Raw genomic sequence first — 22,054 nt, 5'->3', positions numbered from 1 at the left:
TTTTTGCGCTATTTTCTTAATGGGAATCAATTTCGTTCATGCACAAAGTTCAACCAGAAAAGATATCGCCTTAAACGCCAATTGGCTCACCATTGCCGATGATAAAAACAAAAATGCTTTTGATGGTTTTCAGTCGGCCGGCTACCACACCTTAAACTGGAAAAATGTTAATGTTCCACATAACTGGGACCAATACGAAGGCTACCAACGCAAACTTCATGGCAATAAACATGGTTATGCCTGGTATCGAAAAACATTCAAAACCAATGAAATTAAATCCGGCAAAAGGTTCTTTTTATACTTTGAGGGCGTTGGTTCTTATGCCACGATCTGGTTAAACGGTAAAAAGGTTGGCTACCATGCAGGCGGGCGAACAACTTTTACTTTGGATGTTACTGTTGCCATAAAATTGAATAACCACGACAATATTTTAGCTGTTCGGGCTGATCATCCCGCAAATATCCAGGATTTACCCTGGGTTGATGGCGGTTGCTCTACCGAACGCGGTTTTTCAGAAGGTTCGCAGCCCATGGGGATTTTCCGTCCGGTGCATTTAATGGTGACCAATGATATCCGTGTTGAACCATTTGGCATTCACATCTGGAACGACAATAAAATTTCAGAAAAAGCCGCAGTATTAAACCTGAGTACAAGCATTAAAAACTATAGTTTAAAACCTAAAAACGTATCTATAATTAACCGATTGCTTGATTCGAGCGGAAAGCGGGTTATGGAAATTAAAAAAGTGCTGATTGTCCCCGCAGGTAAAGAAATCCAGATTGATCAGCAAACCGGCAAAATCGTTCATCCAAAACTTTGGTCTTTGGAAAATCCATATCTCTATACTTTACAAACTACCATCATCGAGAATGGAAAAATTGTTGATGAATTGAAAACACCTTATGGCATCCGCTGGATCAGCTGGCCATCGGATAACGATTGGATTGGCGAACAGGCAAACCAAAAACAGTTTCTGCTAAATGGAAAGCCGGTTTTTATTAACGGAATAGCAGAATATGAGCATTTAATCGGGCAGAGTCATGCTTTTAGCAATGAACAGATCAGGTCGAGAGTGATGCAGATTAAAGCAGCAGGTTTTAATGCCTTCCGCGATGCACATCAGCCACACAATTTATTGTATTCTGATTATTGGGACAAGGAAGGAATTTTATGCTGGACACAAATGGCCGCTCACATCTGGTACGATACGCCCGAATTCAGGAAGAATTTTAAAACGCTTTTAACGGACTGGGTAAAGGAAAGAAGGAATAGTCCTGCGGTAGTGTTATGGGGATTGGAAAACGAAAGTACCCTGCCCGAAGATTTCGCAAAAGAATGTACCGAACTCATCCGTAAACTGGATCCAACAGCTTCTTCACAAAGAAAAGTAACCACTTGTAATGGCGGCAAAGGAACCGATTGGGATGTGCCACAAAACTGGACGGGTACTTATGGCGGCAATCCTTTAACCTATGGCGAAGATTTGAAAAGACAGGTTTTGGTAGGCGAATATGGCGCCTGGAGAACAATAGATCTTCACGATACTGATGCCAATGGAAAAGGGTACACGGAAAACAAAATGACCGACCTGATGGAAACAAAAGTGCGCCTGGCCGAATCGGTAAAAGATAAAACTGCTGGTCATTTTTTCTGGCTTTATAGCTCACATGATAATCCGGGAAGGGTACAGGGTGGCGAGGGTTTAAGAGATCTGGATCGGATTGGTCCTGTAAATTACAAAGGCATGTTTACCCCTTGGGAAGAACCAACAGATGTTTTTTACATGTTCAGGGCCAATTATGCACCAAAACAAACGGGAGCTATGGTATATATCGTTTCGCATACCTGGCCAAACCGCTGGACAAAACCCGGCATAAAAGATAGTGTTGTGGTGTATTCTAACTGTGATGAAGTAGAACTTTTTAATGATGTAAACGGACAATCTTTAGGTAAGAAAAAACGTGGGGCAATCGGTACGCATTTCCAATGGAACAAGCCTGAAATTAAATACAATGTACTTTATGCGGTAGGTTATGTAAATGGAAAAGCGGTTGCAAAAGATCAAGTAGTTTTGCAGAATTTACCTCAAAGTCCAAATTTTAACACATTAATTTCAGAGAGAAAACTTACTGTTCCTATGAAGGGTTATCATTATGTGTACCGCATCAACTGTGGAGGAGGCGATTATAAGGATGTGAACGGCAACCAATGGTCGGCCGACCGGAATTTAACTTCGGCTGATCATTTTGGATCTACCTCATGGTCAGCTAATTTTCCGGGTGTGCCCGATTTTTTCGCCAGTCAACGCCGTACTTTTCAACCTATTAATGGCACTAAAGACTGGAAGCTTTTTCAAACCTTCAGATACGGTAGGGATCAGTTAAAATACCACTTCCCATTACCTGATGGAGAATATCTGGTTGAACTTTATTTCATTGAGCCCTGGCTGGGAATTGGTGGTGGTTTTGATGCCAAAGCCATGCGTTTATTTGATGTGGCCTTTAATGGAAAGACGGTTCTTAAAGATTTAGATATCTGGAAAGAAACCGGCAGCAATACATTATTGAAGAAAACAATCAAAACTTCAATCAAAGGTGGCTTTTTGGATATTAATTTCCCTGAGGTGAAAGCTGGCCAGGCGGTGATCTCGGGTATTGCCATAGCCAGTTTAAACCAAAATATTAAACCTGCACCAGCAAGTAATTCGCTTTTAACCAAGATCAAAAATGCCCAATTAAACAGCTGGCTGGATATCGGAGATGAGCAATTTAAAGGAGAAAAATCAGCATTTACCGATTTGCCTTCAAATTTATATGGCGCAGAATGGCTAAAAGCCTCACGCGAACAAGAAAGTATCGAATTTACCGCTACTGATAGTGTTGATGTCTTTGTTGCACTCAATAAAACCAGCAGCGTTCCGCAGGGATTTGAAAATACCAAAAGCACTTTGAGCAACAGCAATAATGAAACGTTTGATCTTTATCGCAAAAGACTGATCCCGAACGAAAGAATCATTTTTGATGGTAGGATGGCCAGCGTTTTTGTGTTGCCCATTACTCATTTACAACCCGCTTATGATTTAAAAACGACCACAAGCTACAAAGCGACTGATGGCATTTTAGCTGGGAAAGACATTGCCAAAGCCATATTGATGGATAAACAGCGTGTAATTTTTAATGTTGCCGATCAGGGTAATTTAACCTGGAATATTTCAGTTGGCGTTGCCGATACCTATTCCCTAACCATTAAATACCACAACCCGTCTGCTCAGCCCTTGAAAGCCAAACTGGAGTTTTTATCGGCAGACGGAACCTTAATGAAAACTGAAATGGCTGAATTTGCCCCTACAAAAGAGGGGAAATGGAATTACCTGAGCACCAATACCGGAAGCATGATTAATGCCGGAAGTTACAAAGTACGCCTAACCGCAACAGAAACTAAAGGACTGGCAGTTGATGCTTTAGATGTTCAATAAGATAAGATGGTATAATATGTGGCCAAAATCTTATATTAATGATGATATTTAGCGATGCATATTTGTTTTAACCAAATTAATAAACGAGCCAACAAGTAATGAAAGGTCTTCCTGTATTCGATCTTGCGATCATCTTCATTTATCTTGTTGGGATGATATTAGTTGGGGTTTATTTTTCGCGAAAAAATAAAAACTCCGAGCAATTTACAAAAGCTTCGGGCCTGATTCCCGGATGGGCGATAGGTTTATCTATTTATGCAACATTTTTAAGCAGCAATACTTTTTTGGGCGTGCCCGGTAAATCTTTTGGCGGCAACTGGAATGCATTTGTATTCAGTATTTCGATGCCTTTGGCGGCATGGGTGGCTTCTAAATATTTTGTGCCATTCTACCGCAATACCGGAGAAATATCAGCTTATACCCATTTAGAAAAACGTTTTGGGGCATGGGCAAGGGTATATGCAGTAGTATGTTTTTTATTGACACAATTGGCCAGAATGGGATCTATATTTTTCGGGATCGCACTAAGCCTGCAGGCACTTACAGGTTATTCCATGCAGATGATTATGATCGTAATGGGTATATGTATCATTTTCTACACCGTTTTAGGAGGAATTGAAGCGGTAATATGGACAGAGGTGGTACAGGCCATTGTGAAAACCCTGGGCGCATTGCTCATTTTGTACCTGATTGTTACGAACATGCCGGGAGGTGTATCAAAGATTGTAGAGATTGGAAAATCTGCCGATAAATTTAGCCTCGGCAGTTTTAAATTCGATTTTGTCGGATCGTCGTTTTGGGTGGTTTTGCTTTATGGTTTTTTTATCAACCTGAACAATTTTGGAATGGACCAGAATTATATTCAGCGTTACCATACGGCATCATCAAGTAAAGCTGCTTCGAAATCAATATGGCTATGTGTTTGGTTATACATCCCAGCCTCATTGTTATTTTTCATTATAGGATCTTGCTTGTACGCTTACTATGAGGTTAATCCGGAATTGGTGCAGTCGATCAAACATCAGGTAGCTATTGAGCGCTTACCTTTACATGCTTCAGCAGCAGAGGTGTTGAAAGTGCAGAATGCTTTGGTCCCATCAGATTATGGCGATAAAATAATGCCTCATTTTATGGTCACCAGGATCCCGGTAGGTTTGGTTGGACTAATTGTTTCGGCCATTTTATCTGCAGCCATGAGTACCATCAGTTCTGGTATGAACGCTTCAGCTACCGTGTTTTCGGTAGATATTTACAAAAGATATTTCAAACCCGGCATCACCGAAAAACAAAATTTATCGCTGTTACATTTGGCTACCGTAGGATTTGGATTATTGGGTATGATTGCCGGGATTGCCATGATCGGTGTAAAAAGCATTTTGGATGTTTGGTGGGAGTTATCAGGTATTTTTGCGGCTGGAATGCTGGGATTGTTTTTATTAGGCATCATCAGCAAGCAAAGCAAAAACCATGAAGCCATCACGGCAACCATTATCGGTATTGCTGTAATTATATGGATGACATTTTCTTCACTTCTTCCTCCAGAATATGAAGTTTTTAGAAATCCTTTACATAAAAACATGATTATCGTAATCGGTACTTTAACCATTTTTTTAACAGGACTTTTCCTGACAAAAATTAAAAACAAAAAGACAAAAACAGTCCATTAAGCTCATTCAGATCTTTTCTGGTACAAAAAACATAGCACATTTACCATATCAAACTACAATGGAAAACTCACAAAAAGGGTTCATCCCGGTTATGCTCACGCCATTTTTGAGCAATGGGAACATCGATTATCCTGCTTTAACACAACTTACGGAGATTTATTTACAGGCAGGAGCTTCAGGTTTGTTTGCCAATTGCCTGTCAAGCGAAATGTTCGAATTAAGTGATAAAGAAAGAATCCAGGCTATAAAACATGTCATCAAAGCGGCAAATGGTGCTGTACCTGTTGTCGCCACCGGAACCTTTGGTGGTGAAATTGCCAAACAAGCCGATTTTATAAAGGAGGTAAGTGATGCAGGTGTAGAAGCTGTAATTGCCATTACCAGTTTATTGGCTAATGAGGGGGAAAGTGATGAAATATTTAACGACCGTGTGTTCGATCTGCTGCATCAAACGGATGAAATCCCAATGGGTTTTTACGAATGCCCTGTACCCTACAAAAGAGTATTAAAGCCACAGCAACTGGCCGATTTTGTTGCTACAGGAAGGGTAATTTACCATAAAGATACCAGCCTGGATCTTACTCAGATAAAAGAAAAACTTAAACTAACCGAGGGTTATGCTTTTGGTTTGTACGATGCCTACATGGTTCATGCCGTTGATTCGCTAAAAGCAGGTGCTTCAGGGTTATCCTGCATTCAGGGCAATTATTTTCCGGAGTTAATTGTTTGGTTATGTGATCATTATAATGATGAATCGCTTAATGATGAGGTACAGGCCGTGCAACAGTTTTTGATCGATAATATGGAGGTGATGCATCATGTTTATCCGGTAGTATCTAAATATTTTCTGCGAAAACGGGGTTTAAACATTTCTACTTTTACACGAAGAAATGTGGGGGCATTTACCACAAGCGAAGAGAAAGGAATGGAAACCTTGTTTGATGATTATACTTCATTGCGTAATAACCTGAATATTAAGGTTTTTATATAGTGGTACAGTCGTCATTTCGACCTAAGTGGAGAAATCTTTTAAATAGATCTCTCCATTTCGCTGCGCTACAGTCGAGATGACGATGAAATTCATGCTCATTCGTCATCGTGAATTTGTTTCAAAATCTATTTTGTAGGTAAGATGCTGAAATAAATTCAGCATGACGATCGCGAAAGAAATTTAATTCAAATACTTTCTTTTATAGTCCAAAGGCGTCATTCCTGTTACTTTTTTAAAGTGCCGGTAAAAATTAGATACATTATTGAAACCACAATCGAAACAGATCATTTCGGTAGGTAACTTATTTTCAATCAGGAAACGGCAGGCATGGCTCACCCTGATCTCGATCAGAAAATCATAGAAAGTCTTTTTCGTCATTAATTTAAAATAACGGCAGAAAGAAGTCACACTTAAATTACTCAACGATGCCACTTCCTCTAAAGTAATATCCTTTTTATAATTGCTGAGGGTATAATTACAGATTTTATTGATGCGTAAAGTTTCCGATTCGTTCGATTGATAAAAAGTATTTTTGCTGGTTACAATGGTCGAATACTCATCCGTTTCTGCCAGCGTTTTTAAGATCGAAAGTAAAATAATAATGCGGTCTAAATTCGTAGCATCAACAGCAGCCCGCATTAAATCAACCAGTTTATCTTTGGCCTTGCCTTTAATTACCATGCCACTTTTAGCTTTTTCGAACAATTTGGGGATCAGGTAAGCCTCTGGCAAAGTGAGCATATATTTGCCCAAACAATCGGGCAAGAAATGGATCACCATGGCTTCCGTTGTGAGGTCGGGATTATTCTGGAAGTACTCATCTTTACAACGCCAGGTGTGGGGCAGGTTTTCGCCTAAAAGCACCATTTCATCTGGTACAAAATTGCTGATATTGTCGCCAATAAAACGGACACCTTCACCTTTAATTACATAATGAAGTTCGAGTTCGGGATGGTAATGCCAGATGTTTCCAAAATCGGGTTTAATGTCGTGACGGATACTAAAAGAACTTTGTAAAGTAATGGGAACTTTATGAAAATGGGGTTTCATCTCAGGGTTAAAATATTTGGTTAGCACCGCAACAATTAACTCAACTAAATTTGTGCAGCAGGTCTAAAGTTAAACAGTTAAATGATAATATCCTATATTAATTGGCTAAAAACCATTAGAAAATTGTGTTTTTCTATGTTGAGTTTTGTATAAAGACCAATAGGCTTAACCAAATTACAAACAAACAAATTATTTTCCTATAAATTTTTTGTTTATTAATAAATTATGAGACAAGGGAAAATCACCAAAAATTCCACTAATTTAGGCTGGGTATTTAAACATCCTCTTCATCAAAACTGTTGGTGGTGGATGGATCCCGTTTAAATTTTAATGCTTCAAAAAAGCTCAAATTCCATTAAAAATATATTCAATTTAAAATATCAAATACATGAAATTATCCCTTTTGGCCTTTATGTTAACGTTCTCCGGCATGACAGCCATTTTTGCACAAACTAATGCCGCTGCTGATAAAGAAACCTATACCAAAATGATTACCGATCGTGCTGCTAAAATTGTGACCAATTTAGGCCTTACCGATGCCAGTAAAACAGAAAAAGTAACGGTTATTGTGCGCGATCAGTACAGCAATCTGAATGATATTTACGCGGCGCGTGATGCCAGGGTTAAAGAAATTAAAGAAAAAACAAAGATAGTAAGGTAGAACGCGATTCGGCACTGGCCAAAGATGGCCGCATTGTAGAAACAGCTTTAAACAAACTCCACAAAAAATACATCAGTAAACTTTCTGCACAACTAACTAATGAGCAGGTAGAGCTGGTTAAAAACGGCATGACTTATAATGTATTGCCCATCACTTACAAAGCTTATCAGGAAGAAATTTTAACGCTGACCGAAGATCAGAAAAAACAGATCCTAATCTGGTTAACCGAAGCGCGGGAGCATGCCATGGATGCAGAATCATCTGATAAAAAACATGCCTGGTTCGGTAAATACAAAGGCCGCATTAATAATTACTTATCAGCAGCAGGCTACGACCTTAAAAAGGAAGGCATAGAATGGGAGAAAAGGCGAAAGGCCAGGGCTGAAGCCAATTAAAATCAGAAAAAAACCAAACTAACCAAATAAACTATTATGATCTTTAAAACTTTACGAAAAACCCCATGGGTTTTAATGCTACTGCTTTGTGCTTTTACAAGCGTTTTTGCTCAACAAAAACAGATAAAAGGCAAGGTGGTGGATAAAAAAGACGGGCAACCCATACCCGGAGTGAGCGTTGGTATCCGTGGAAAAACCAACAATGTAAGTACCAATGATAAAGGAGAATTTGCCTTGGTTGCCGATCCTACCACCGATGTTCTCGTATTTTCTTATGTGGGTTATGCCCGCCAGGTGGTTACGCTTGCTGGTAAATCAACTTTGGAAATCAGCCTGGCTGAAGACAGTCAGAATTTAGATAATGACGCAGTAGTGGTAATTGGTTATGGATCTAAAAAGCGTTCCGAAATTTTGGGTTCAGTGGCCAATATTAAAGCTGAAGAAATACAGGATTTACCTGTACCAAACATTGCAGCAGCCTTACGGAATAAAATACAAGGTGTTGGTGTAAATACCGTTTCAGGTAAACCAGGTTCTTCTATCACCTTAAACATCCGTAATTCAACTGCTTCCGATCAATCAAAACTCTATGGCGTTACTTCCGAACCGCTTTATGTTATCGATGGAATTACCGTAACCCGCGATGAATTCGACAATATCGATATCTCTATGGTAGAAGATATTTCATTTTTGAAAGATGCTTCGGCAGCCATTTATGGTGCATCTGGTGCAAAAGGGGTTGTTTTAGTTACCACCAAAAGGGGAAAAGCAGGGAAACCTAAAATTAGCTATACCGGTTATGTGGGTTATCAGGATAATACCAGTGATGTGAAAATGCTCAGTGCTTATGATCATGCTACTTTACTGAATGATGCCAACAAAATTAAAAACGCCCCAACTTCATCCTTGTTTTCAGACGCTGATCTGGAAATTTTAAAAAACAATCCCAATAAGAGCTGGTTCGATGAGCTTTGGAAAGTAGCTTCAACCAACAGGCACAACATTAATATTTCTGGTGGTTCGGATGCCATTACCTTTTTTGCAGGCGGTAATTACTACAATGAAACCGGTAACTACGGAGGTATTACTTATAATAAATACGCTTTCCGTTCAGGTATGAATGCCAAGATTTTTCCGGGTTTAACTGCCGATGTAACCTTAAATACTGATTTTAACAAGAAAAACAGCGATACCTATAAAAATGGCGGGGAGAATGATCAGGCCTTTTTCCAACAGTTGATTACCACCCCAATGTGGGTACCTATACAGATTGATGGCAAACCCGTAAACTACAACGGAAACACCAATCCTTTAGCGGTTATCAATTCTGGCAATAACATTTACAGTAAATCGCAGGGTTTAAACATCAACGCATCATTAAACTATAGCCCTTCTTTTATTAAAGGTTTAACGGCAAGTGTACGTTTTGGTAAAAACAACAGGAGCGGGAGTGGTGGCCAGTATATTCCGCCATATACCGTTTATAATTTCAAAATGACCGGTCAGAACGGATTGTTGTACACCAACGAGCCTACTACAGCCATTACCGCTGTTGGTTTGGCTAATACCATATTATTAAAAGGTAACGATATGGCCTCGAGCTATCAGGCTATTGGATCATTAAGCTACAACCGTCAGATCGGTAAACACTCCATCACCGCTTTAGCTGCTTTCGATCAGTCAGAAAATAACAGCGAATCGCTTTCTGTATACTGGAGAAACCAGGTATTGCCAAATGTGAACCAATACTGGGGTTTTGATCAATCTACCTTCACCATGCAGGAAAACACCTTTGGTGAAGCCGTACAACGTTCGTTCATTACCCGTTTCAGTTACGATTTTGACAAGAAATACCTATTAGAAGCGATTGGAAGATGGGATGCCTCTTCAAATTTCGCTCCGGGTAACCGCTGGGGTTTATTTCCAAGTTTAGGCCTGGGCTGGGTAATTAGTCAGGAAAATTTCTTTAAAGAAAACGTAAAATTTGTAAGCAATTTAAAGGTCCGTGCCAATTATGGTATGGTTGGCGAAAGCCGTGTGGATGCCCGATTATGGCAATCGCGCTATAAGGTAGATCCGAATGGTTATTCTTATAACGAATCGATGTATGGTGGTTTAAATCCATCAATTTTGCCTAACCCTGATATTACCTGGGAGAAAGCACGTACCATGAACTTAGGTTTGGATGCAGCCTTATTTAACAATAAACTGAATATTACCTACGAGTTTTATCACCGGTATTCTTATGATATGTTTGATAAAGGCAATAACGAAAACTTCCCGATGTATGCCGGGTTCGAAGCACCGATTGTAAATTATCAGCAAAGAACATCCTGGGGTCACGAAATTACATTGGGTTACCGCACCAAGCTGGGTAAAGATTTTGGCATATCAACCGATGTGATGTTCGGTTTTGGCAATAGCCGAATCGACAGGATGTTTTATAACCAGTTCCAGTTATGGGATACCACTTACCCGGATCTTAAATACCAGTTTGGCACCAATCCAAATGTATACAATACCTCAAACTACGGGCTGATTTCGAAAGGAATGTTAAGGACACAGGCCGATGTAGATGCTTTATTGAATAAATATCCTACCTATACCATTAACGGATCAGTACCGCAAGTGGGCTGGCTATACTATGAAGATGTTAACGGCGATGGAAAGATCACTGAAAAAGACCAGACGCTAATGTTCAAAAGCCTTAATTCCTTTGGAGTTGGTTTTAACGTTGGCCTTACCTATAAAGCCTTTAGTTTGAATACGAATTTTGTAACCCGTTTTGGCGGAAAAGCATTTTTTGACACCAAATCTAAAGCTCCGGCAAGCACAACTGTAAATGTTCCGGCTTATTGGAAAGATCACTGGACACCAGAAAATACCAATGCCGAGTTTCCACGTTTTGATGATCCTTCTATTGCTGCTGGCTGGAATTCGACCTTCTGGGCAAGAAGCGGCACCATGATCAGGATAAACAACATGACGCTGACCTATAAAATGCCGAGAAATTTCATGAATAAATTAGGCATCGCCGATTCGCGATTTGTATTAACAGGCAATAACCTGTGGACAATCATCAATCCTTTAGATTACAAAGATCCTTATTCATCAACCATTTATGATTACCCTACGCTCAGAACCATCTCAGTAGGATTAAATGTAAGCCTGTAATGTTGTATCACTCTAACCAAGCTAAAATGATTTTAAAAAATAAAACCACATTGCTGATCGGAATGATGGCGATGCTTATCTTATTCTCTACTTCCTGCAAAAAGGATTTTTTCGACCTCGAAGATAGAAACGGAATGGATTCACGGATTTGGGATAATGAAGGTTCTATTCAGTTTCTTTTAAATGATACCTACGATGTAACCATGCCCGATTTCCCTTACGAAATAACGGCCGATAATGTGATTTATGCCAGTGATGAAGATAAATTTTCTTCTTCAGAATCAATTATGCGTAAGGCCATTGGGGTAAACGGGGTTTTAACCTCAAATGACGTAAAATTTATTGCCACCAAATACCAGGGCAATAAAGGTGATAACCGTTATTTCGATATTGCCCGCTGCAATGTTGCCTTAAAAGAAATCCCGAAAGGAACCTTATCACAAATTTCGAAAAACAAGTTGCGCGGACAGTTTTTCGCGCTAAGAGCCATTACCTATTTCCAGTTGGTAAGGCTTTATGGTGGAGTACCACTGGTGCTTGAAACACAGGATCCCGATAATTTAACGCTCACCGGGCGTGCAAAAGCATCGGCATGTTTCCAGGCCATTGTAAGCGATCTCGATTCGGCCATGAACCTGTTAAATGGAGTAACCTGGGTTGATGCTACCGAAAGAGGAAAATTTACCCGTCAGGCGGCAGCTGCATTAAAAGCAAGAGTTTTATTGTACTGGGCTAGTCCGCAATTTAATCCAACCAATAATCCCGCACACCCATTCGATCAAAGCAGGTGGCAAAAAGCTTACGAAGCCAATAAAGAAGCTTACGATATCTGTAAAGCTGCAGGGGCGTCGTTAATGCCAAATTATGCCGACATTTTCCTTAAAGAAGGAACGGCTAATCCTGAAGCCATCATCGTTCGTTCATATTCGGCCAAACTTTCTAAAAGAGGACAAAATGTAGAACAAAAAAGCAGACCTACAGAAGAAGGTGGCAATGCATCTGCTTTTACACCAACCTTACAATTGGTAAATGCCTACACCATGAAAGATGGTGTTCCGGTAGGGCAGGCCAGTTCTTTCACTTATGATCCGGTGGTGTTTTGGGTAAACCGCGATCCCCGTTTAGATGCAAGCATTGCTTATAACGGAAGTCCGTGGAAATTAAGCGGCCTGGCTACCCGTAAACAATGGTGTTACAATAGTGGCATTACCGAAGCATCACCACAGGGTTTTTATTTAAAGAAATTTTGCGATCCTGATCTTGCTAAAGGTTCAGTAATTAATGCCAACGATTTTGGTGGAAACGGTTTAGACTGGGTAGAGCTCCGTTTTGCCGAAGTCATTATAAATTATGCCGAATGTGCCAACGAAATCGGCAATTTACAAGAAGCGAAAGACCTGATTAAACAGATCAGGATCAGGGCAGGGATACAACCGGGAACTAAAAACTATGGTTTAGACCTGGCTACTTCAAAAGAACTGATGCGCGACCTGATTATGAACGAACGTATGGTTGAGTTTTCTTTCGAAGGTAAACGCTCATTCGATCTAAGACGCACCCGCCGTTACCATTTATTGAGCGGCCAGATGCAGACTATTCAATGGACAGTGAAAACAACCGCATTGAAAACCGAATTAGAAGCTGTAGGTACCAATGGTATCCGTTTCAGGGAAAGCATTAATGTAAACGACCGCGCTACGTTTGATAAATATTTTGCTGCAACCAACGTAAATCAAGGGCCTAATGGTTTTGGGATATTGGATACCTATTATTTTTACGCCCTGCCGTCTACATTTATGAATTCGAGTCCATTGTTAGATCAAACCATAGGGTGGGACGGTGGAACATTCGATCCGTTGTAAACCAATATTCATCAGTAAATAAAATTTAAAATGAAAAGAAATTTAAATATTGTTGGCCTGATCGTAATGGCAACAATTTTTTTACAGCCTGTAAAAAAGAAACCACTAATATATTTAACATGTTCGAAGATGTTACGGTAACCTATTCGGCCAAAAGCCCTTATGCTGTAACCAGTTATAAAGATGTAAACGTAGGCGATAGTGTTTATTTAGAATACACCATCGAATCGCCTAAAACAGATATGTATGTGGCCTGTATTTTCGAAACCTCATCTGCCATCCCTACAAAAATTGCACTGGATGATACACAGCGCAAAAAAGCTACAGGTATCGTTAAGCTAAAAATGGACACAAGGGTGGGGTTAATCTCTTACCGGATTTGGGCGTTGGATAAAGGTGGCATTTACCTGGGCGATGGTTACAAAACCATTACTTTAAATGTGCTGCCCGATTATAAATATTGGTCATCCAGAGAAATCTTTATTCCGGACACCGTTACCAAAGTAGCCAATTCTTATATTTCTTTAACCAGCGGACAACTATACAGCTACTCCAACGGTAAAGAGAACACCGATAAAATCGATCTTGGTATTTATCGTACGCCGGTAACGGCCAATGGTGTAAACGGTTATTTGTACAATACTTATGCTTTAGATGCCAATCCGATGCCATTTACCGCTTATGATATGAGCACATGGACAAATAAACGTGCAACCTTACTTGCTGCCCCAAAAACGGGACAAGCTTCAGCTTTCTTAAATTTAAGAACCGGTGCGCAGATTCTTACAGCAGGTAAAAGCGCAAAACCCACACTCAAATCTATTACTACGGGATTAATACCGGGCAGTTTATTTTATTTCTTAACGCCCGAAGGTAAGTATGGTGCTTTCTACGTCAATTCCATCTCCAGTAATAATTCATCCCGGGGAGTTTTCTTAAATGTTGATGTGAAAATTCAGAATTAAAACATGAAGTTTTAGGTAGACAATAATTTCACTTTTTGTTAAAAATCGAGGCAATTTAATTGTCTCGATTTTTTTATTTAAGAATATTTCATTTATATATGAATTAATTATATCTTGTATCGCCAAATCAAAACACTGGCTGTTGTTTATATATTTTATCCTTCAATTTGATAAGATCGTATAATAAATAGCGAACATACTCGCTAAAACAGGCAATTTTTGATTGCAACTTTGAATTACCATACTTTCTAACCAAAATATTTATCTAGATCCAAATAAAAAAATGAGCCAAATCACATCGATTTTTTTCACTTTAATTTTTATAAGCGTTAATCGAACGATTTATTTTGTTCTTCTTAACAACAAAAGTTTAAAAACTGATTGATCAGTGTAATTAGACAATTAGTTATAACATAAAGCATTAAAACGCGGGCCTCTAACCAGCCTAAATAATAATATTAACTAACCAAATAATAAAATGAACTTAAAATTTTTACGCAAAATTTCTTTGTCATTGCTTTTTATGCTACTGGCAAGCACAATCCTCTTTGCCCAGGACCGAAAGGTGACGGGAAAGGTTGTCGATCAGGCAGATGGACAGGGAATTCCTGGTGTGAACGTAAGCTTAAAAGGGATTCCGAGTAATGTAAGTACAAATTCGGATGGAAATTTTACCATTCAGGTAAAATCTGATGATGATGTGCTGGTATTTTCTTTTATCGGATACGTTAGACAGCAAATCAAAGTGGGTAAACAAACCAATATAGCCGTTCGATTGGTATCCGAAAACAAGAGCTTAGAAGATGTAGTTGTGGTAGGTTACGGTACTCAGAAAAGAAGTCATTTAACCGGTGCTGTGGTTGATATCAAAGCAGCAGAAGTAGAAGATTTACCAGCGAGTAACATCGGTGCTGCCCTGGCAGGAAAAATATTGGGTGTTGGTGTAAGTGGAGGTATTTCCAGACCAGGTTCTACTGCCAAACTTACCATCAGAAATCCAAACACTATTTTTTCTAAAGATGGTGGTTCTACAGATCCACTATATGTTATTGATGATGTAATCCAGATCAATCCTCAGAACGGGCAGCCAGATGCTACACTTTTTCAATAACCTCGATCCATCTGAGATTGAGAGTCTGTCTTTCTTAAAAGATGGATCAGCGGCAATTTATGGCACAAGAGCAGGTAACGGAGTCGTATTGGTAAAAACTAAACGCGGTAAAATAGGTCCTCCACGCATCAGTTATAGCGGTTCTTATGCAGTTAATGATGAAGCTTACCGAACCAAAATGCTTAGTGCCTACCAATTTGGCATGTATTATAACATTATGAACGGACCTAACGGCGCAAATGTAAATCCAACAGGAGCCTCTGCGGCGGATAGTTTTTTAGCCAGGATGAACTTGAACATTTTAAAAATATCAATTACGATTGGTTAGAAGACGCATGGAAATCGGCCTATAATATGAAACATACATTAAGTATTTCAGGAGGCTCAGACCGTGCAACTTATTTTGGTGATATCGCTTACTACAAACAGGATGGAAATCTTTCAAGTCTTGATTTTAAACGTTGGAATTTCAGATCAGGTGCCGATATTAAAGTTGCTACTAACCTAAAAGTGGGTTTACAGGTTTCAGGAAACAATAGTGAACTGATTAAAACTTTTAATAAAATTGGTAGCGAACTGGATGATAACGATTACCGTAACCTGATTCTTGCACCACGTTATGTTCCTATTTATATCAATGGATATCCTGTTAAATTACCAGGAACAACGAACGATTTTTCTACTTATCATTTCTATGAAATTGAAAAATTGGGCAATTTGGCTAATACCAGAACTACAAATTATACTGTAAACTTAAATGCTCAATATGATATTCCATTCGTAAAAGGCTTAAGTGCAAGAGCTGCATATTCGAGAAATATGGGCAGTAGCGCCGGCTCACAGATCGGTACAAAATATAATGTATACACCTTTAAAAAATTGGGCACCAACGAGCATATTTACGATGGCGCAACACAGCCAACTGCGCTTGTAGCTTCTAATGGTAACAGGCTTTATTATTCGAACACCACACAAAGTTCAACTCAATCGAACTTTGTGCTTACCTACAACAGAACTTTTGGAAAACATACCATTGGTGCTTTAGCAACGGTAGAACGATCAGAACAGGCTTATGATAACGAAGTGGTTTTTAAAGCGGATCCTATACAGCAAACAAATGGTCAGTTTAACTCAGCTACAGGAGCTATTGACGGAAGTACCACAAAATCAGAAGGTGGATCGCTATCTTATGTGGCCAGGGCCAATTATAGTTACGCAGATAAATACCTTGCCGAATTTATGTTCAGGAGTGATGCCTCAACCAAATTTGCACCAGGTAACTATTGGGGCAATTTTTACTCAGGTTCATTAGGCTGGGTAATTTCTGAGGAAGACTTTTTTAAAGTGCCGGGTATTGACTTCTTGAAATTAAGGTACTCTATAGGTTTATTAGGAAACGACCAAACCAAAGCCTGGTTATGGAGACAGCGTTATACATTCCAGGATGGTAAAGGAGCGGTTTTCGGTGGAGATGGTAATGCTACAGCAGGTTATAAAATGGAGGCGTCTCCAAATCCAGATGCAACCTGGAGCGACGAACTTAAAAACAACATAGGTATTGATGCTAAATTCTTAAAAAACCGACTTACATTTTCTGCTGATGGTTATTACAATCATGCCACCAACATCTTAACAGAGGTAACATCCAACATTCCAATTACCATTGGAGGCTCAGTAGCTTCACAAAATTATGCAACAGCAGATTATTTTGGTTATGAGCTTGGGATTGGATGGAATGATAAAATTGGAAAAGATTTCAGTTATGGAGTCGATTTCAGGTTTGCATGGTCAGACAATAAAGTAATTAAGGCAGATTATAACGCAAACGATATATTGTATCCATGGAATCCACGTAATGGCACCTCATCTGATGTTGGTAAATGGGGCTACGATTATTTAGGCATGTTCAAAGATCAGCAGGAAATTGATGCTTACGTAAATCAGTATAAAATCACCTCGGTTAACCCGGGCGCCGCAGGAAGCAGTTCAGCAGTTTTGGCAAAAGATTTAAAACCAGGTATGCTTTATTATAGAGATGTTAGAGGACCGCTACAACCTGATGGAACTTTTGCTGGCCCTGACGGCATCATCGATTTTAATGATCAGGTACAACTATCTAAAAAAGCTAACAACCACTACGGTTACGGTACAACATTGAAAGCCAATTATAAAGGAATTGGGATTGAAGCGGTAATTTCAGGCTCGTTTGGAGGGTGGTCGGAAATTGATGCGCGAAAAAAATGAACAATTCTATTTCCCGTACTTTTGCTAGTGTGCCAGAAATCTGGGGCGATATTTACGATCCGATTCTTAATCCAACTGGTACAATGCCAAATCCTAACTGGGAAGCTACAAGTTTAAGTCCAACTTCAAATTTCTGGAAAGTTTCTTCTTTTAGAATGCGTTTGGCCAGCTTACAGTTAAATTATTCTTTGCCAAAAGCTTGGCTCGAAAAAGTTAAAGTAAGCAATGTACGTGTTTATGCAACAGCCTTGAACCCTTATAATTTCTATAATCCATATTCATATAGAGACAGTGATACAGCATACGACGTTTTTCCTAACCTGAAAACGTTTTCTTTTGGATTAAACGTAACGTTTTAATAATTAAAAGTAGTTATACTATTAAATTTTAAAGACATGAAAAAGAATAAAATAATATATGTTTTGGTATCACTGGTAGTTTTAAGCGCCAGCTGCAAAGACAGTTTTTTAGAAGAGAAAAAAGATTATGCAGGCTTTAATGAGCAGGTTTTTCAAGAAGCATCCTTAGCTCAGGGATATGTAGATTATGTTTATGGTATGTTTTTGCCTGCCAATAACGGAACTCCGAATGTTCAGGTACAGAGTGCTACTGATAATGGTACTTACAGTTCGGCCTTTACCCAAACAACTGATGAACTGGCAGGTGAAACAGATTGGAATAAAGAATGGGCTCAGATCTCTTATGTAAATTCAAATGCTTTAAAATACTTTGGCCAGCGTTTGCCAAACAGTGTAGCCAATAATACCTGGACACGCATGAAAGAGATTAATCTTTTCCTTCAGGAAATTGACAAACACGGTTTAACAACAGATGTTACCAATAAATTTAAAGGACAGATGTATTTTTGGAGAGCCTGGCAATATTTCGAATTGGTTAAATTGTATGGTGGTGTACCACTAGTATTAACACCTCAAGACCCGATTGTTTCTTCTGGTCCAGCAAATGAAATACAAAGAAGTTCATCTTCTGCCTGTATCGAACAGATTGTTAAAGATTTAGATCTGGCAATTTCTTTATTGCCAGGAAAATGGGCAGGCGTAGATAATGGAAGGATTACATCAGGTGCTGCTGCCGCACTAAAAGGCAGAGTACTGTTAACATGGGCTAGTCCACTTTTTAACCGTACTGATGACCGGGCCCGCTGGGACAGAGCTTACCAGGCAAACTTGGCAGCAAAAACGTTATTAGAATCAAATGGTTTTGGTTTGTATAAAGTGGGAGGAACAGCAAACGGTGTGGCATGGGGAAATATGTTTACAGCTGATAACAGTATCGAATCTGTATTCGCTTTTGGCTTCAATGCGCTGACCACCGGAAACCCACAAAAAAACAATGGCTGGGAACAGGCTACACGTTCGCGTGAAATTAATGGGGCTGGATCAATATCTCCAACCAAGCAGATTGTTGATGCCTTCCCGATGAGAGATGGTAAACCGATTACAGCTTCATCTTCAACTTACCCATATTCTGATGCTAAGTTTTACAAAAATAGAGATCCACGCTTTTATAAAACTTTTGTATATAACGGTGCCATCTGGCCATATAGCGGAGCAACAAATTATAAACAATGGACTTATGTATGGAAAAAAACAGCTACAGCAGGTTATAATGGAACTACCGAAACTAAAGGCGCCAATGCTAGTGGTATCTATTTATGCAAAGCAAATAATCCAAATGCGAACAACTCCATCGGTAATTTTAGCAATAGTCCGACAGATTATATGGAAATAAGATTCGCTGAAGTAGTGCTTAACCTAGCCGAATCGGCTATTGGAACAGATAAGTTGAGCGAAGGCTTTGATGGAATCAAATCAATAAGAGATAGAGCAGGTATTTTAGCAGGCACCGATGGTTCGTATGGTATTGGAAATGGCTTAAGCCGCGACCAATTATTTGCAGCCGTATTAAATGAAAGAAAAATAGAATTTGCTTATGAAAGTAAACGTTTTTGGGATTTAAGGAGGTGGATGTTATTTGAATCAGGCGCAACTACAGCCAGATTAGGTTTTGCTCCATTAAACGGTACGCGCAGAACTGGTTTTTATATTGGCGTTAAAACAACTGCAGGTGCAGATTATGTTGGCGCAAATGATCCATTACTAAAACCTGCTACAGGAACGGCTCCGTTAATTGACAGAGACCCCGCAACCTATCCTGCAGGCATAACAACATACGATCAATACCTTGATTATCTTTACGATAACTATTTTAAGGTAAGTGTTCGGGATGATCTTGACAAAACAAGTCCAGCGAATTGGAAATTTACCTGGTATCCTCAATATTATTTCTTTGGAATCAATCAAACCGTATTATCGGCAAGTCCTTACCTACAACAAACAACAGGTTGGGATAGTATAAATAGTGCTGGCACGTTCGATCCACTGAAATAACAAGATCTTAGGGCGGTTTGCTCGCCGCCCTGGTTTTTTATATTTGGTTTTTAGAAAAAGGGAACATTAATTTGTTTCCTTTTTTTTCATTTAAGAATGTTACATTTATATATGAATATTATTTCTATCTTGTAACACGGTTGTGAAAATGAATTTGATTTGTTACAGCCATTTTAACCAAATGAAAAGATGATACAATACCTGGCCAAAATTATACAGTAAACAGCCAATTTTTGCATGCAATTTTGAAATATAATATACTTTCTAACCAAAACTTATAACCAAAGAAATAAACAGAAATGAGCCGATTTTTATAAAATTCCCGATTGACAATTTCACCAATCAAAAAATATCAGCTAAATTTCTTTTGCTTCTTTAACGGGCAAAACACAAATGAAAAAGAACTTTTTAAATCTGTTGTTCACAACAGCATTAATGCTCTCCGCTAATTATTCTTTCGCACAATATCCCAATATCCCTGCCGATGTGAAAAAGTCTTCCGATTCGATGATGAAAGAAGCTTATCATCAATCGGACATTGCCTGGGAAAAAGCCAAGCCTATTATTGCTAAAGAAGCAGGCGAAGGCAAACCATATATCCCATGGGCTGGCAGACCGAACGATTTGCCACAATCTAAATTATTGGCCTTTCCGGGTGCTGAAGGCGGAGGCGCTTATAGTTTTGGTGGTCATGGCGGTAGAGTAATCGTAGTAAAAAATTTAAATGATAGCGGTCCGGGGTCATTGCGTGATGCCTGTGAACAAGGCGGCGCAAGGATTGTAGTTTTCAATGTTGCAGGGATCATCAGGTTAAAAACCCCGTTAATTATCCGTGCACCTTATATTACCATTGCCGGACAAACGGCTCCGGGTGATGGCGTTTGCGTGGCTGGCGAATCGGTATGGTTAAATACACACGATGTAATTGTGCGTTTTATGCGTTTTAGAAGGGGCGAAACCTTTGTAGGCCGTAGAGATGATGCCATTGGCGGAAATCCGGTGGGTAACATCATGATCGATCACGTTTCTGCAAGCTGGGGACTGGACGAAAACATGTCGATGTACCGCCACATGTATAACGATAGCACTGGCAAAACCGAAGAAAAACTAGGAACGGTGAACATTACCATCCAAAATTCGATTTTTTCTGAAGCATTAGATTACTGGAACCATGCATTTGGTTCAACCTTAGGGGAGAAAACTGTGCTTTTGTACGTAACCTTTGGGCTGATAATGGTGCCCGGAACCCATCAATCGGTTGGAACGGAATTTTCAATTTCGCCAATAACGTGGTGTTCAACTGGAATAACCGCTCTACAGATGGAGGCGATTATACTGCGCAATACAACATCATCAATAACTTTTACAAACCAGGTCCCGTTACCGAATTAAAAGACCCGATCAGTTACCGCATTTTAAAACCAGAATCTGGTCGCAGTAAATTACCTTATGTGGTTTTCGGACGTGCTTATGTCGCTGGAAATATCATCGATGGGAATGAAAAAGTAACCAAAAACAACTGGGATGGCGGTGTACAGCTGGAAGATAAAAAAGGAAATCTAATGTCTTACGAGCAAGCCAGTAAATATTTCGCAGCGATGAAGGCAAAAGATCCCTTCCCAATGCCAAAAATCAGTATTATACCTACCTTACAGGCAAAAGATTACGTATTGGCAAATGCAGGAGCTACTTTACCAAAAAGAGATCCGGTTGATACCCGCGTAGTTAAACAGGTAAGCACAGGTAAAATCGAGGTGCATCCTGATGCCAAGCCGTCCGCTTTCCAGTTCGAACACCGCAGACTCCCTGGCGATTCTTATAAACAGGGTATCATTACCGAAGTTTCGCAGGTGGGTGGTTATCCGGAATATAAAGGAACACCTTACAAAGATTCAGACGACGACGGTATGCCTGACGCTTACGAACTGAAAAACGGTTTAAATCCGAAAGATGCTTCTGATGCCTCAAAAATCACCAAAAGTGGTTATTCTAATATCGAAGTTTATTTAAATAGTGTAGTTCCTGTTTCCATTGTAAAACCAAACTAA

Annotated in this window: 14 protein-coding genes and 1 pseudogene; 14 read left to right on the top strand and 1 reads right to left on the bottom strand. The window is 39.4% G+C overall.

The window, feature by feature from the left end; translation table 11 throughout:
- Window positions 1-19 precede the first annotated feature (19 nt).
- The 3 genes from ACQ86H_RS15340 to ACQ86H_RS15330 all read left to right on the top strand — a co-directional run bounded on the left by ACQ86H_RS15340 (window position 20) and on the right by ACQ86H_RS15330 (window position 6,133).
- A complete protein-coding gene (locus ACQ86H_RS15340) occupies window positions 20-3,475 on the top strand; it encodes a malectin domain-containing carbohydrate-binding protein (RefSeq protein WP_431291632.1) in 3,456 nt (1,151 codons plus the stop codon).
- Between the two features lie 98 nt (window positions 3,476-3,573).
- Window positions 3,574-5,142 carry a sodium:solute symporter gene (locus ACQ86H_RS15335; protein ID WP_138820983.1) on the top strand — a complete coding sequence of 523 codons (1,569 nt, stop codon included), beginning with the start codon at window positions 3,574-3,576 and terminating at the stop codon, window positions 5,140-5,142.
- 58 nt (window positions 5,143-5,200) lie between these two features.
- Window positions 5,201-6,133 carry a dihydrodipicolinate synthase family protein gene (locus tag ACQ86H_RS15330; RefSeq protein WP_138820984.1) on the top strand — a complete coding sequence of 311 codons (933 nt, stop codon included), beginning with the start codon at window positions 5,201-5,203 and terminating at the stop codon, window positions 6,131-6,133.
- Between the two features lie 180 nt (window positions 6,134-6,313).
- Here the strand turns inward: ACQ86H_RS15330 and ACQ86H_RS15325 are convergent, their stop codons facing one another.
- Complete coding sequence (locus ACQ86H_RS15325; RefSeq protein WP_025143623.1) at window positions 6,314-7,183, bottom strand: AraC family transcriptional regulator; 870 nt, start codon at window positions 7,181-7,183, stop codon at window positions 6,314-6,316.
- Between the two features lie 388 nt (window positions 7,184-7,571).
- On the opposite strand from ACQ86H_RS15325, the gene ACQ86H_RS15320 reads away from it, so the two are divergent.
- From ACQ86H_RS15320 to ACQ86H_RS15270, 11 genes and pseudogenes are all read left to right on the top strand, one after another.
- On the top strand, window positions 7,572-7,844 hold the full coding sequence (locus tag ACQ86H_RS15320; RefSeq protein ID WP_431291631.1) for a DUF3826 domain-containing protein: 273 nt from the start codon (window positions 7,572-7,574) through the stop codon (window positions 7,842-7,844).
- A 14-nt stretch (window positions 7,845-7,858) separates the two neighbouring features.
- Window positions 7,859-8,239: a DUF3826 domain-containing protein gene (locus ACQ86H_RS15315; RefSeq protein WP_431295410.1), complete on the top strand. Its 381-nt coding sequence runs from the start codon at window positions 7,859-7,861 to the stop codon at window positions 8,237-8,239.
- A 75-nt stretch (window positions 8,240-8,314) separates the two neighbouring features.
- Window positions 8,315-11,413: a SusC/RagA family TonB-linked outer membrane protein gene (locus tag ACQ86H_RS15310; RefSeq protein ID WP_431291630.1), complete on the top strand. Its 3,099-nt coding sequence runs from the start codon at window positions 8,315-8,317 to the stop codon at window positions 11,411-11,413.
- Between the two features lie 26 nt (window positions 11,414-11,439).
- On the top strand, window positions 11,440-13,275 hold the full coding sequence (locus ACQ86H_RS15305) for a RagB/SusD family nutrient uptake outer membrane protein (protein ID WP_168202412.1): 1,836 nt from the start codon (window positions 11,440-11,442) through the stop codon (window positions 13,273-13,275).
- A 119-nt stretch (window positions 13,276-13,394) separates the two neighbouring features.
- The gene (locus ACQ86H_RS15300) at window positions 13,395-14,240 is read left to right on the top strand and encodes a hypothetical protein (RefSeq protein WP_431291629.1); all 846 of its coding nucleotides are present in this window, start codon (window positions 13,395-13,397) and stop codon (window positions 14,238-14,240) included.
- 478 nt (window positions 14,241-14,718) lie between these two features.
- Window positions 14,719-15,351, top strand: coding sequence for a carboxypeptidase-like regulatory domain-containing protein (locus tag ACQ86H_RS15295; RefSeq protein WP_431291628.1), 633 nt, complete (start codon window positions 14,719-14,721; stop codon window positions 15,349-15,351).
- The gene (locus ACQ86H_RS15290; protein ID WP_431291627.1) at window positions 15,332-15,679 is read left to right on the top strand and encodes a hypothetical protein; all 348 of its coding nucleotides are present in this window, start codon (window positions 15,332-15,334) and stop codon (window positions 15,677-15,679) included. Before ACQ86H_RS15295 ends, ACQ86H_RS15290 begins: the two co-directional genes overlap by 20 nt.
- On the top strand, window positions 15,661-17,595 hold the full coding sequence (locus tag ACQ86H_RS15285; protein WP_431295409.1) for a SusC/RagA family TonB-linked outer membrane protein: 1,935 nt from the start codon (window positions 15,661-15,663) through the stop codon (window positions 17,593-17,595). The genes ACQ86H_RS15290 and ACQ86H_RS15285 overlap by 19 nt, the downstream gene beginning before the upstream one ends.
- Window positions 17,592-17,954, top strand: coding sequence for a hypothetical protein (locus tag ACQ86H_RS15280; RefSeq protein WP_431291626.1), 363 nt, complete (start codon window positions 17,592-17,594; stop codon window positions 17,952-17,954). Before ACQ86H_RS15285 ends, ACQ86H_RS15280 begins: the two co-directional genes overlap by 4 nt.
- Before the next feature lie 36 nt (window positions 17,955-17,990).
- Window positions 17,991-20,006, top strand: a complete 2,016-nt coding sequence (locus ACQ86H_RS15275; protein WP_431291625.1) for a RagB/SusD family nutrient uptake outer membrane protein — start codon at window positions 17,991-17,993, stop codon at window positions 20,004-20,006.
- A gap of 393 nt (window positions 20,007-20,399) precedes the next feature.
- Window positions 20,400-22,054, top strand: a pseudogene (locus ACQ86H_RS15270) (pectate lyase family protein).

Origin of the sequence: Pedobacter sp. P26 (assembly GCF_050632135.1) — a bacterium.
GTDB lineage: Bacteria > Bacteroidota > Bacteroidia > Sphingobacteriales > Sphingobacteriaceae > Pedobacter.
This window is presented reverse-complemented; position numbering and strand designations above follow the sequence as displayed.